13 protein-coding genes are annotated in these 12,456 nt (G+C 62.6%); 7 read left to right on the plus strand and 6 right to left on the minus strand.

The window, feature by feature from the left end; all coding sequences use genetic code 11:
• Position 1: 1 nt before the first annotated feature.
• The gene (trpD, locus tag ACW5CM_RS08940) at positions 2 to 1,066 is read right to left on the minus strand and encodes an anthranilate phosphoribosyltransferase (protein WP_457124800.1); all 1,065 of its coding nucleotides are present in this window, start codon (positions 1,064 to 1,066) and stop codon (positions 2 to 4) included.
• Positions 1,067 to 1,245: 179 nt separating this feature from the next.
• Here trpD and ctaE point away from each other — a divergent pair, with 179 nt between their 5' ends.
• The 6 genes from ctaE (at position 1,246) to ACW5CM_RS08970 (ending at position 6,584) form a co-directional block, all read left to right on the plus strand.
• Positions 1,246 to 1,899: an aa3-type cytochrome oxidase subunit III gene (gene ctaE, locus ACW5CM_RS08945; protein ID WP_438255365.1), complete on the plus strand. Its 654-nt coding sequence runs from the start codon at positions 1,246 to 1,248 to the stop codon at positions 1,897 to 1,899.
• Positions 1,900 to 1,919: 20 nt separating this feature from the next.
• A complete protein-coding gene (gene qcrC, locus ACW5CM_RS08950) occupies positions 1,920 to 2,723 on the plus strand; it encodes a cytochrome bc1 complex diheme cytochrome c subunit (RefSeq protein ID WP_438255364.1) in 804 nt (267 codons plus the stop codon).
• A 39-nt stretch (positions 2,724 to 2,762) separates the two neighbouring features.
• A complete protein-coding gene (gene qcrA, locus ACW5CM_RS08955) occupies positions 2,763 to 3,842 on the plus strand; it encodes a cytochrome bc1 complex Rieske iron-sulfur subunit (protein WP_438255363.1) in 1,080 nt (359 codons plus the stop codon).
• Positions 3,839 to 5,653: a cytochrome bc1 complex cytochrome b subunit gene (gene qcrB, locus ACW5CM_RS08960; RefSeq protein WP_438255362.1), complete on the plus strand. Its 1,815-nt coding sequence runs from the start codon at positions 3,839 to 3,841 to the stop codon at positions 5,651 to 5,653. Before qcrA ends, qcrB begins: the two co-directional genes overlap by 4 nt.
• A 69-nt stretch (positions 5,654 to 5,722) precedes the next feature.
• Positions 5,723 to 6,160 (plus strand): RidA family protein, encoded by a 438-nt coding sequence (locus tag ACW5CM_RS08965; RefSeq protein WP_457124801.1) that lies wholly within the window; start codon positions 5,723 to 5,725, stop codon positions 6,158 to 6,160.
• A gap of 4 nt (positions 6,161 to 6,164) precedes the next feature.
• Positions 6,165 to 6,584, plus strand: a complete 420-nt coding sequence (locus ACW5CM_RS08970) for a rhodanese-like domain-containing protein (RefSeq protein ID WP_457124802.1) — start codon at positions 6,165 to 6,167, stop codon at positions 6,582 to 6,584.
• 150 nt (positions 6,585 to 6,734) lie between these two features.
• On the opposite strand, the gene ctaF is transcribed toward ACW5CM_RS08970, so the two are convergent.
• The 5 genes from ctaF to ACW5CM_RS08995 all read right to left on the minus strand — a co-directional run bounded on the left by ctaF (position 6,735) and on the right by ACW5CM_RS08995 (position 11,796).
• Positions 6,735 to 7,169, minus strand: a complete 435-nt coding sequence (ctaF, locus tag ACW5CM_RS08975) for an aa3-type cytochrome oxidase subunit IV (protein WP_438255359.1) — start codon at positions 7,167 to 7,169, stop codon at positions 6,735 to 6,737.
• Positions 7,170 to 7,172: 3 nt separating this feature from the next.
• Entirely contained in the window at positions 7,173 to 8,921 is a 1,749-nt protein-coding gene (gene ctaD / locus ACW5CM_RS08980; RefSeq protein WP_439254242.1) for an aa3-type cytochrome oxidase subunit I, read from the minus strand.
• A gap of 5 nt (positions 8,922 to 8,926) precedes the next feature.
• Positions 8,927 to 9,838: an aa3-type cytochrome oxidase subunit II gene (gene ctaC / locus ACW5CM_RS08985; protein ID WP_457124803.1), complete on the minus strand. Its 912-nt coding sequence runs from the start codon at positions 9,836 to 9,838 to the stop codon at positions 8,927 to 8,929.
• 96 nt (positions 9,839 to 9,934) lie between these two features.
• Positions 9,935 to 10,297, minus strand: coding sequence for an iron-sulfur cluster insertion protein ErpA (gene erpA, locus ACW5CM_RS08990; protein ID WP_438255356.1), 363 nt, complete (start codon positions 10,295 to 10,297; stop codon positions 9,935 to 9,937).
• Between the two features lie 89 nt (positions 10,298 to 10,386).
• Complete coding sequence (locus tag ACW5CM_RS08995) at positions 10,387 to 11,796, minus strand: dipeptidase (protein WP_438255355.1); 1,410 nt, start codon at positions 11,794 to 11,796, stop codon at positions 10,387 to 10,389.
• A 47-nt stretch (positions 11,797 to 11,843) separates the two neighbouring features.
• On the opposite strand from ACW5CM_RS08995, the gene ACW5CM_RS09000 reads away from it, so the two are divergent.
• Positions 11,844 to 12,407, plus strand: a complete 564-nt coding sequence (locus tag ACW5CM_RS09000) for a DUF3043 domain-containing protein (protein WP_438255354.1) — start codon at positions 11,844 to 11,846, stop codon at positions 12,405 to 12,407.
• Positions 12,408 to 12,456: the final 49 nt, after the last annotated feature.

Consider the following 12,456-nt stretch of genomic DNA (forward strand, 5'->3'; position numbering starts at 1 on the left):
CTCAGCTGGCGGCGAGCTCACGTGTGGAATCGACCCACGCTTCCAACTTCGCTGCTGCGCTGCCGTTGTCGACCGCAGCCTCCGCACGTGCGAAGCCATCACGCAGGCGCTCGAGAATCGGACGCTGCACCTGCGTGGCATCCTGCGACAACTCGAATGCGACGATTCCTGCCGCGGCGTTGAGGAGCACGATGTCACGCACCGAGCCCTTCTTCCCCGCGAGTGTGTCACGCAGAACGCCGGCATTGTGCTCCGGAGATCCGCCGATGAGGTCAGAAAGATCAGCGGTCGGGATGCCGAGATCGCGAGGATCGAGGTCGTGCTCGTGGATGTCACCGCGGGTGACTTCCCAGATACGACTGTGCCCTGTCGTGGTCAGCTCATCGAGGCCATCGTCACCGCGGAACACGAGCGCCGTCGCTCCTCGGGTGCGGAAGACACCGGTGATCAGCGGTACACGTTCGAGCTGCGCTACTCCCACCGCGTTCGCTTCCGCACGCGCCGGGTTACACAGCGGCCCGAGCATATTGAACACCGTCGGAACACCGAGCTCGCGGCGCGCGCTGCCAGCGTGCTTGAACCCGGGATGGAATGCCGCGGCCCACGCGAAGGTGATTCCGGTGCGCTCAAGAACTTCGGCTACGTGCTCGGGTGGCAGCGAGAGCTCCAAGCCCAGTGCGCCGAGAACGTCGCTGGACCCCGACGCCGAACTCGCCGCACGGTTGCCGTGCTTGACGACCGGGATGCCCGTGGCGCCGATGATCACTGCGGCGGTCGTGGAGATATTGACTGTTCCGATGCGATCTCCGCCAGTACCGACGATGTCGAGCACGTTCGGCGATACGGGAAGCGGAACCGCTGCTTCAAGAATCGCATCGCGGAAGCCGACGATCTCATCGACCGTCTCGCCCTTGGCACGAAGAGCAATCAGAAAGCCGGCGAGCTGGGCATCGGAGAGCTTCCCCTGCATCACCTGACGCATCGCCCATGTCGACTCCCAGACGCTGAGATCGCGTCGCTCGAGCAGAGAAGTGAGCACATCGGGCCAGGTGAGTGAGTCTGCCATGAGCCGATCTTATCGGCGTGAATAAATTCCATCGCACACCGGCGAGCACCCGTATGCGCTGTATCCCTTGACTTCATCGAGTATTCGCAGGTACTTCTTAGGTAGGCCTAAGTACCCAATCAGGGAAACGGGCCACCCAGGTGCAAGAATCATGTCCCCGTATCGGCCATAATGGAGGAGTGACCACCTCAGCGACCTATGCCCCGGCGGCAAGAACCATCAAGCGCCCGAACTCGGTAGCTGTCGGCACCATCGTGTGGCTCGGCAGCGAGGTGATGTTCTTCGCGGGACTGTTCGCGATCTACTTCACCCTTCGCAGCACGTCCCCCGACCTTTGGGCCGAACGCACCGAACTGCTCAACGTTACGTTCGCGGCGATAAACACCGCGATCCTGGTGTTCTCCTCGTTCACGTGCCAGATGGGCGTGTTCGCGGCAGAAGATCTCCAGTCGTACCGCATCAAGAAGGGGCAGCTCAACGGCGCAGGACGCCGCCGCCTCTTCGGATGGGGAATGGTCGAGTGGTTCTGGCTCACCTTCGCGCTCGGCGCGATCTTCGTCTCCGGTCAGGTATGGGAGTACGCCACTCTCGTCGCAGAGGGCCTTCCCATCCAGGCTGATGCTTATGCATCCGCGTTCTACCTGACCACTGGCTTCCACGCCATCCACGTCACCGGCGGACTCATCGCGTTCCTACTCATCATCGGACGCGCGTTCGCAGTGAAGAACTTCACGCACAAAGAGGCGACCTCCTCGATCGTCGTGTCCTACTACTGGCACTTCGTCGACGTCGTCTGGGTCGTGCTGTTCTTCGTCATCTACTTCCTGAAATAAGAGCGGAGCTGACCTGCGAAATGGCACGAGAGAAGAAGCGTCGCTCAAACGGACGCCGTAGCCCCCTGGCCGCTGCTGCGTTGATCGGAGCAGGCCTCCTCATCACTGGAGGCATCTACGCCGGAGCATCTGCGGCATTTGCCTCAACAGATGCCCAGCCGACGGCGAGCACTCAGCTCACCGTCGAAGACGGCAAGAAGCTGTTCCAAGCGAACTGTGCGACCTGTCACGGCCTTGACCTGCAAGGAACCGACAACGGCCCGAGCCTGTATGGCGTCGGCGAACTGTCTGTCGAGTTCCAGCTGGCCACCGGTCGCATGCCCCTGCAGATGCAGGGACCGCAGGCACCGCAGAAGGAGCCGCAGTTCACCCAGCCGCAGATCGAAGCGATGGCGGCTTTCGTTCAGGAATCCGCCCCGGGACCCAGTTATCCCGCAGACGAGATCCTCGACGGCAACGGCGACGTCTCGCACGGTGCGGAGCTATTCCGCATCAACTGTGCGATGTGCCATAACGTCGCATCTGCCGGTGGAGCACTGACCGAGGGAAAGTACGCCCCGGGCCTCGCGAACACCAGCGCCCTGCACATCTATGCAGCCATGGTCACCGGCCCGCAGAACATGCCCGTCTTCGGCGACATGAACCTGTCGGACGAAGACAAGCGCGACATCATCTCGGCCCTGCTTTACCAGCAGGAGGCTGTGCAGATCGGAGGCTTCACGTTGGGCTCACTGGGCCCGGTCTCTGAGGGCCTGTTCATCTGGATCTTTGGTATCGGCGGCCTCGTCGGCCTCGCTGTGTGGATCACAGCGAAGTCCAACTAGCACGCTTAATCATTCAAGAAGGAACGTACGAGGAGCACCATGGCACACGACGACGACTCGCAGGCTCTTGACAGGGCCTACCAGCCCTCTCCGGGGCTGAGTGTCGCAGTCAGCGATCCCGCGCAGAACCCCGGGCTTCCGCCGCACCGCGAGCGGATGACCGACAAGGATCCGAAGGCGGAGAAGCGCGCGGCTCGCACGGTCTACACCCTGTTCTACCTGTCGCTTGCAGGGAGCATCTGGGCCGTTGCGGCATACATGCTGTTCCCCATCGAAGACCAGTCGCTGCTCTCGATCCGGCACAACAACCTCTTCATCGGACTCGGGATCGCACTGTCGCTCCTGTGCATCGGAATCGGCGCCATTCACTGGTCCAAGGCGCTGATGTCCGACAAGGAGCACATCGAGATGCGCCACCCCACCCGGGGCACGGACGCAACACGTGAAGCTGCCGTCGAGGTGTTCGCCGCTGCAAACGAAGAGTCCGGCTTCGGCCGCCGCACGATGATTCGCAACTCGCTGATCGCAGCGATCGTTGCATCCATCGTTCCCGGTGTCGCGCTGTTCCGCGGCCTGGCTCCGCACAACAACGCAGACGGCAACCCGATCGCCGGTGACCCGGTCGCGCTTCTGAAGCAGACCATGTGGGAAAAGGGGCAGCGTCTCGTACGCGACCCCGACGGCACCCCCATCCGCGCAGCGGACGTCACCCTGGGCTCCGCGTTCCACGTCATCCCTGAGAATCTTGTTTCGCTGTCGCACCATGACGGCTACCTCGAGGAGAAGGCAAAGGCCATCGTGCTGATGATGCGCCTTCGCCCTGAGCAGTTGATCGAGTCCGAGGAGCGCAAGACCTGGTCGTACGACGGCATTGTCGCGTACTCCAAGGTCTGCACGCACGTCGGATGCCCCGTCGCACTGTACGAACAGCAGACACACCACCTGCTGTGCCCGTGTCACCAGTCGCAGTTCGACGTCACCGATCACGCCAAGGTCATCTTCGGCCCAGCCGCGCGTCCGCTGCCGCAGCTGCCGATCACCGTTGACGACGAGGGCTACCTCGTCGCACGCAGCGACTTCACCGAACCTGTCGGCCCGAGCTTCTGGGAGCGCCATTGAGCACCGCAACGCTGTCCAAAGAGGACAAGGACAACAAAGCGCCCCTCGGCGGCCGCTTCATCGGAGCAGCCTCGAACTACATCGATGAGCGCACCAGCATCTCCGGTATCGTCAAGGAGCTGGGTCGAAAGATCTTCCCAGATCACTGGTCGTTCATGCTCGGCGAGATCGCGCTGTGGAGCTTCGTCGTCGTGTTCATCTCCGGAACATTCCTGACGTTCTTCTTCGAGCCTTCGATGGTGCCCACGCACTACACGGGCGCTTACGTCCCGATGCGTGGACTTGAGATGTCGGCCGCATTCGAATCTGCTCTGCGCCTGTCATTTGACGTGCGCGGCGGCCTTCTTGTGCGCCAGATCCACCACTGGGCTGCGCTCGTCTTCATCGCCGGCATCGGTTTGCACATGCTCCGTGTGTTCTTCACCGGCGCGTTCCGCAAGCCGCGTGAGCTCAACTGGGTCATCGGCTTCGTGCTGTTCATCCTTGCCCTGGCAGAAGGCTTCACCGGTTACTCGCTTCCGGATGACCTCCTCTCGGGTAACGGTCTGCGCATCATCGACGGCATGATCAAGGGTCTCCCCCTGATCGGAACATGGACCTCGTTCTTGCTCTTCGGTGGCGAGTTCCCCGGCACAGACATCGTCGGCCGCCTGTACAGCCTGCATATCCTGCTGCTGCCGCTGCTTGTGATCGCACTGATCGTCGTGCACCTCATGCTCATGATCATCAACAAGCACACGCAGTTCGCCGGCCCCGGCCGCACGAACGACAACGTCGTGGGCTACCCGATGATGCCGGTGTACATGTCGAAGATGGGCGGATACCTGTTCATCGTCTTCGGCACCATCGTGCTGATCGCGACGTTCTTCCAGATCCTGCCCTTCTGGGAGTACGGTCCTTACGACCCGTCTCCGATTTCGGCAGGTACGCAGCCGGACTGGTACATCGGTTTCGCTGATGGCGCTCTGCGCCTGGCACCGCCGAACCTGGACATCGTGATCCTGAACCACACGCTTTCGCTCGGCATCCTCATCCCGGTCGCAGTCCTCGGACTGTTCATCGTCGCTGTCGCGATCTACCCCTTCCTCGAGGCGTGGATCACGGGCGACAAGCGTGAGCACCACCTGGCTCAGCGCCCGCGCAACGCGGCAACGCGTACCGCGATCGGCGTTGCGGGTGTCATCTTCTACGCAGTCCTGTGGGCAGCGGCATCCTCCGACCTCATCGCGACGCACTTCATGCTCACGATGGAAGGTGTGATCCACACGCTCCAGGCGACGCTGTTCCTCGGCCCGGTTCTCGGATACTTCATCACGAAGCGCATCTGCATCGCGCTCCAGAAGAAGGACCGCGAGATCGTGCTGCACGGCTACGAGTCCGGTCGCATCGTTCGCCTTCCCGGGGGCGAGTACATCGAGGTTCACCAGCCGGTCGACACGTACGACCGTTGGAAGCTCATCGACATCGACACCTATGAGCCCCTCGTCGTGCGCCCGAACGCCAAGGGCCGCATCCCGTGGACCGAGAACCTGCGTTCGTCGATCTCGCGCTGGTTCTTCGAGGACCGTCTTGCTCCGCTCACTCAGGCTGACGTGGATGCTGCAGACGCCCACCAGAGCCACGTGACCGCGAACACGGCTGAGGCTGAGGCCGAAGAGATCCAGGGCGCTCACGAGCGCGCTGGTGCTCCGGACGCCCCGCTCACGCCCACGCCGGAGACGCACGTCGATGAGACGCCCAACACTCCGAGTTCGGTCATCGCGACTGACCCGGTGAAGAAGCCTCGCAAGAAGAAGGAAGAGGGCAAGTAACACTCCCCTCCCCTGCTGAAGGGCCCCGTCCATCTGGACGGGGCCCTTTCTTCATGTAATCTGCTTCGCATGTCATCCGTCGTACAGCTCCTCCGTGCGCCCTCGCTCGCAGCCACTCCCTACGCTTATGCCGCTACGGCCCCGGTGGAGTCGCGATTGATCTTCCTCGCCGGCGCTTGCCCGCTCAACGCGGATGGTACGACGGGCCATCCGGGCGACTACGCCGCGCAGGCGGCGCTCTGCCTCGATACGCTGAGTGGTGCATTACGTGCCGCCGGCGCTACTTTTGCTGACGTCATCAGTACGAGGGTGCTCGTTGCATCTCCCCGTCGCGAAGACCTCGTCACCGCGTGGAGCATCGTCGAAGCCGCGTTTGGCGACCACGATGTTCCCAGCACCCTTCTGGGAGTTACTGTGCTCGGCTACCCTGACCAGCTCGTTGAGATCGAAGCAGTCGCAGCAGTATCCGATGCTTCGTCTCCGCGAATCACGTCCGGCGTAGGCTGAAGCCATGATGGATCGTGCAGATTTCTTCGCCGCAAAACTTGCTTACGAGACCGATGCCAGCGACGTCTACGCCGCGCAGAAGGCCGGCGAGGACGTCGTGGTCATCGACGTTCGATCAGATGAGGCCTGGGCGCAGGGACGCGTTCCGGGCGCCATACACATGCACTACGGCGAGATCGCCGCGCGTGCGCCCCAGGAGATCGCTCAGGACGCCGAGGTCGTGGTCTACTGCTGGAGCCCCGGATGCAACGCCGGAGCCAAGGGCGCGCTCGAGTTCGCCAAGCTCGGCTATCGTGTGCGCGAGATGATCGGTGGCTTCGAGTACTGGGTACGAGAGGGCTATCCGGTCGCTGATGCCGACGGCATCCACCGTCGCCCGATCGACCCGCTCACTGGCATCCCCCGCATCCGCACCCGCACCTGATCCCCCTTCCGCTGCTTGCGAGCGGGCAGTTGTGGCTCGAAATATGGCCGAAAACGAGCCACAACCGGACACTCGCAAGCAGTGGTGGGAGAAGAAGAGACAAAAGAAGGCCCCCGGACGAATCCGGGGGCCTTCTCTAGTAGGGAGAGATCAGCGGGCGAAGTTGCCGCGGTAGAACTCGTAGACCCAGCCGACGATCGCGATCGCGAAGATAATGATCCCGATGGGGAGCAGGAAATGTCCGACGGCCAGTCCGACCAAGAACACACCGGCGGATGCCGCCAGCACCATCGGCCACCAGGACCACGGTGCGAACTCGCCGAGCTCCGGGTCGCCGTCATCGATGTCTGCGGTCAGGATGTCTTCCGGCAGTTCGCCGCCCTGCGCCTTGTGCGTACGGTCGAGGTACACCGCGATCATGGCAGCCATGAACGCGCCGAACAGCAGTGCGATCGTGCCGACCCACTCGACCTTCGCTGCGCCGACAAGCTCCGGGTAGGCAACGATGTGCCAGACCGTGTAGGCCGCCGCAACAATCAGGAAGAACGCGGTGAGGATCCACCAGAGAACGATATTTGAACGCATGGCTTACTTGCCCTCTCCGGTCGTACCGGCAAGAGCAGGCTCAGGCGTCCCCACGGGGTGCTCAGCTGCTTCCGGGTGGTTCAGGTCGAATGCCGGACGCTCGCTGCGGATGCGCGGAATCGAAGTGAAGTTGTGACGCGGCGGCGGGCAACTGGTCGCCCACTCGAGCGATCCACCGTAACCCCACGGGTCGTTGACCATGACCTTGGGCGCCTTGCGGGCGGTGATCCAGACGTTCAGGAAGAACGGCAGCATCGATGCACCGAGGATGATCGAACCGATTGTCGACACCTGGTTACCCCAGGTCCAGCCATCGGCTGCCGAGTAGTCGGCGTAACGACGCACCATACCGTCGACACCCAGCCAGTGCTGGATGAGGAACGTCATGTGGAAGCCGATGAACAGCATCCAGAAGTGCACGTAACCCAGACGCTCGTTGAGCATGCGACCGGTCCACTTCGGCCACCAGAAGTAGAAGCCGGCGAACATCGCGAACACGACGGTACCGAAGACCACGTAGTGGAAGTGAGCGACGACGAAGTACGAGTCACTGATGTGGAAGTCCAGCGGCGGGGCCGCGAGGATGACACCGGTCAGACCACCGAAGACGAACGAGACGAGGAAGCCCAGTGCGAACACCATCGGCGTTTCGAACGTCACGGATCCGCGCCAGAGCGTTCCGATCCAGTTGAAGATCTTCACACCGGTCGGTACCGCGATGAGCATGGTCATCAGAGCGAAGAACGGCAGCAGCACACCACCGGTGACGTACATGTGGTGAGCCCACACCGACACCGACAGCGCCGCGATCGCGATCGTCGCGTAGACCAGAGTCTTGTAACCGAAGATTGGCTTGCGGCTGAACACCGGGAAGATCTCCGAGACGATGCCGAAGAACGGCAGCGCGATGATGTACACCTCGGGGTGACCGAAGAACCAGAACAGGTGCTGCCAGAGGAGCACACCACCGTTGGCTGGATCGAAGATGTGGGCGCCGAGAATACGGTCAGCCGCAGCGGCGAAAATCGCAGCGGCGAGCACGGGGAACGCCATCAGGATCAGCAAGCTGGTGATCAGCGTGTTCCACGAGAAGATCGACATGCGCCACATAGTCATACCGGGAGCGCGCATGGTGATCACCGTGGTGATGAAGTTCACCGCACCGAGAATCGTGCCGAAACCAGACATGCCTAGTCCGAGCATCCACAGGTTTCCACCTGCTCCCGGCGAGAACGTCGCGTTCGCGAGCGGCTGGTAAGCAAACCAACCGAACGATGCTGCACCCTGCGGGGTGAGGAAGCCGGCGATCGCAATGATCGAGCCGAAGCTGAACAGCCAGAACGCGAAGGCGTTCAAACGCGGGAACGCCACATCAGGAGCACCGAGCTGCAGCGGCAGGATCGCATTCGCGAAACCTGCGAACAGCGGCGTCGCGAACATCAGCAGCATGATGGTGCCGTGCATGGTGAACAGCTGGTTGTACTGCTCCTTGGTCGGCACGATCTGCATACCGGGAGCGAACAGCTCAGCACGGATGACCAGGGCCATCACACCGCCGAGCAGGAAGAACAGCACCGACGAGATCAGGTACATGTACCCGATGGTCTTGTGGTCAGTGGACGTGATCCACTTGACGACGATGTTTCCCTTTTGCTCGGTGCGCGACGAGCTCAGCAGAGCCGCCTGACGCGCCGGTGTGCCGGTCGGACGAGCGCCAGCCGATGTGCTGGGCATCTCAGAGGTAGTCGACATGAGACTTACTCTCCTTCTTCCTCGGAGTCAGTCTCGGGCGCGGTTCCAGTGCCCGGGAAGTTGCTGAGACGATCGTAAGCATCGGAGATATCGCCCGTGTTGCCCTCGGCGCGCAGCGAATCGACGTAATCGTCGTACTCGTCCTGCTCAACGACCTTGACGTTGAAGAGCATCATCGAGTGATACTCGCCACAGAGCTCGGCACACTTTCCGGCGTACTCGCCGACGCGCGTCGGGATGAAGGACCAGGAGTTGTCCTTACCGATGTACATGTCCTTCTTGTACAGGAAGTCGATGATCCAGAAGGAGTGGATGACATCGCGGGACTGCAGGTTGATCTGGACCTTCTGGTCAACCGGCAGCACGAGTGTCGGAAGCTCATCGTTATCGATGTTTCCATCGGCATCCGGCTGGGCCTGAATACCCATTGTCCACACGGCGTCAGACAGATCGTCGTCCTCGCCGGCGTACATGAAGTCGAAGGCCCACTGCTTGCCGATCGCGGTGACCTGAACATCCGCGTCGTCGCCCCACTGGGTTTCGATCTCGGCCTGGTCGCGCGCCGTGAAGAAGAACATTCCCATCACGAGGATCAGCGGAATCACCGTGTAGAAGATCTCGATCGGCATGTTGTAGCGCATCTGCACCGGCAGGCCGGTCTGGCCCTTGCGACGGCGGTATGCGACGGCCGCCCACCCCATGAGACCCCAGGTGATGAGGCCGACGAGGAGAAGAACGATCCACGAGTTCACCCAGAGACCGGCGACGCGGTCAGTCTGGTTCGTGGCGGCAGTGCCGTCTTCCACGAAGCCTGGGAGGAATCCATGAAGCTCGGTGGGAGAACATCCCGCCAGAGCCACGGCTGCCGCAATTCCTACTGGAATAGCGGCCCAACGAAGGCGGCGTTTCGAGGGCACGATGCACCTTTCAAGATCGCGGACAGGGCTTCCCTAAGTCTAGGGCAACCTCACACCTGATTCATGCCAACCACGCAGGCGTGGCCCAGCTGTTGATCAGTGGAAGCTGTCACCGCACGCGCAACTGCCGCCGGCATTCGGGTTATCGATGGTGAAACCCTGCTCGGAAATCGTGTCCTTGAAGTCGATGGATGCCCCATCGAGGTAGGGAACACTCATGTTGTCGATGATGACCTCGACGCCATCGAAGTCGACGGTCTCATCGCCATCGAGGTAGCGCTCGTCAAAGTAAAGCTGGTAGATGAGTCCGGAGCATCCGCCCGGCTGAACGGCAACGCGCAGACGCAGATCTTCACGTCCCTCCTGCGCAAGGAGGTTCTTCACCTTGGTCGCGGCCGCGTCGGTCAGCTTGACGCCATGTGCGTTGGTGGTCTCGGTGGTCAGTGTGGTGTCGCTCATGTCACTCCTTGGGAACAGGCCGTTCGCAGACGGCTGGTTGCTCTGATTCTACCGCCGGTCGCCTGACGGCGGGTCGGATGCTGGCCAGCTCAGAGGGTGATCTCGTTCATGCGAGTCAACATCAGTGCCTCGGTCGCAACGGCATGCCGGAACGTGTCCAGATGCAAGGACTCGTTCGGGCTGTGCGCGCGCGCGTGCGGGTCTTCGACTCCGGTGACGAGAATCTGCGCGGCCGGGAATTCGCGCACGAGGTCGGCGATGAACGGAATCGATCCGCCGACACCGAGATCGACCGGGTCGACACCGTAGCCGTCCGCCATCGCCTGGCGGGCGAGTTCGACTGCCCATCCGTCGGTGTCGACAAGGAAGCCGTTACCGAGATCCACGTCCGAGAACGTCAGCTCGGCTCCGAACGGGGCGTGCGAGCGCAGGTGGCTCTCCAATGCCGCGTAGGCCTCTTCGCCCGTCTGGCCTGGTGCGACGCGAGCGCTGATGACGACCGTCACTTCGGGCAGAAGCGTGTTGGATGCTGCCTCCACACTGGTCGCATCGATGCCGATGACGGTGACCGCCGGCTTGTTCCAGATCCGGCTGAGGATGCTGTCGCGTCCGATCGGCGACGTGCCAGGCAGCAGCCCGGCCTCATCGCGCAGCGTTGCTTCGTTGTACTCGGGGGTATCGGCATCCAATTCGGTGAGCCCCTCGACGGCGACAGCGCCATCGGCGTCCCAGAGCGTGGAGAGCAACCGAACGGTCGCCATCATCGCATCCGGAACTGCGCCACCGAACATGCCGGAGTGCGAGGCGTGGTCCAGGGTCCGCACCTTCAGCGTGAAGCGCGCGTTGCCGCGCAATGAGACGGTCAGGCCCGGGGTCTCGGAGTCCCAGTTACCGGAGTCAGCCACCACGATCGCGTCGGCGCGCAGCGCGTCGACGTTGTCGCTGAGGAACTGTGCGAACGACCGAGAGCCGTATTCCTCTTCACCTTCGATGAACATCGAGACGCCCAGCTCGAGGTCATCTCCCAGCACCTCGGCGACCGCGCGCAGAGAAGCGATATGCGCCATGATCCCGGCCTTGTCGTCGGCGGCTCCGCGTCCGTACAGGCGCCCGTTGCGCACGGTCGGCTCGAACGGCGGGGTCTCCCACAGCTCGTCCGCTCCGGGAGGCTGAACATCGTGGTGCGCATAGAGCAGGATCGTCGGCTTGCCGCCACGTGCTGCTCGTGTTGCCAGCACTGCGGGCTGACCGAGCTCGTCGGTGCCGTCGATCGTCGCGCGGAGCACGCGAACCGATTCGAAGACCCCCGTCTCGGTGGCGAGCGTCGCAACGTGCTCAGCGCTGCGCTCGAGCTGAGTCTGGTCAAACGAAGGCCAGGCGATGCCCGGGATGCGCACCAGATCGCCCAAATCCGACAGCGCGGAGGGGATGCCGATGGCCACGGCCTCGGTGACGGCGGATTCGATGGCGGGGTCTGCATTGGGCGGCACTGAACTCATGCGAGTAATCTTAAGGGCGAACCCTAGTTTTCTATCCGAGGAGCCCCGTGGCCACTTCCACCCCATCGACGAACGACGACTCCCCCGAGACGCCAGTCGTCGGCAAGGGACGGCCGACACCCAGTCGCGCCGAGCAGGAAGCTGCCCGGCGACGCCCACTTGTCGCTGACACCAAAGAAGCCCGTGCTGCTGCGAAGGCGCAGCTGCGCGAGCGCCGTGACCGTGCTCAAGCGGGTATGGCCGCCGGTGAGGACAAGTATCTTCCGCCCCGTGACAAGGGTCCGCAGCGCCGGTGGGTGCGCGACTACGTCGATGCCGGCTGGCACGTCTCCGAGTGGGTGATGGCGCTGATGGTGGTGGTCATCCTCGTCTCGCTGATCCCGGATCCCACGTTCTCGTTCTACGCCTTCGTAGGCTTGTGGGCTTTCATCCTCGTTGCCGTGGGCGACATGGTCCTGCTGGGAACTCGCGTGAAGAAGAAGGCCGCCGCGAAGTTCGGCAAGGAGCGTCTCGAGAAGGGCCTGGGCTGGTACGCCGCGATGCGCTCACTCCAGATGCGCTTCATGCGTCTGCCGAAGCCGCAGGTCAAGCGCGGACAGTACCCCGAGTAACCCCTAATTCCCTTTGCGAGCGGGCGCTCGTGGCTCTTCGCAACGCGAA

Source organism: Microbacterium wangyouchuni, assembly GCF_054072595.1.

Bases quoted from the DNA above. Each gene is read 5' to 3' on its own strand.
- trpD (WP_457124800.1), bottom strand. From the start codon at position 1,066: ATGGCAGACTCACTCACCTGGCCCGATGTGCTCACTTCTCTGCTCGAG.
- qcrC (WP_438255364.1), top strand. From the start codon at position 1,920: ATGGCACGAGAGAAGAAGCGTCGCTCAAACGGACGCCGTAGCCCCCTG.
- qcrA (WP_438255363.1), top strand. From the start codon at position 2,763: ATGGCACACGACGACGACTCGCAGGCTCTTGACAGGGCCTACCAGCCC.
- ACW5CM_RS08965 (WP_457124801.1), top strand. From the start codon at position 5,723: ATGTCATCCGTCGTACAGCTCCTCCGTGCGCCCTCGCTCGCAGCCACT.
- ACW5CM_RS08970 (WP_457124802.1), top strand. From the start codon at position 6,165: ATGATGGATCGTGCAGATTTCTTCGCCGCAAAACTTGCTTACGAGACC.
- ctaF (WP_438255359.1), bottom strand. From the start codon at position 7,169: ATGCGTTCAAATATCGTTCTCTGGTGGATCCTCACCGCGTTCTTCCTG.
- ctaD (WP_439254242.1), bottom strand. From the start codon at position 8,921: ATGTCGACTACCTCTGAGATGCCCAGCACATCGGCTGGCGCTCGTCCG.
- erpA (WP_438255356.1), bottom strand. From the start codon at position 10,297: ATGAGCGACACCACACTGACCACCGAGACCACCAACGCACATGGCGTC.
- ACW5CM_RS08995 (WP_438255355.1), bottom strand. From the start codon at position 11,796: ATGAGTTCAGTGCCGCCCAATGCAGACCCCGCCATCGAATCCGCCGTC.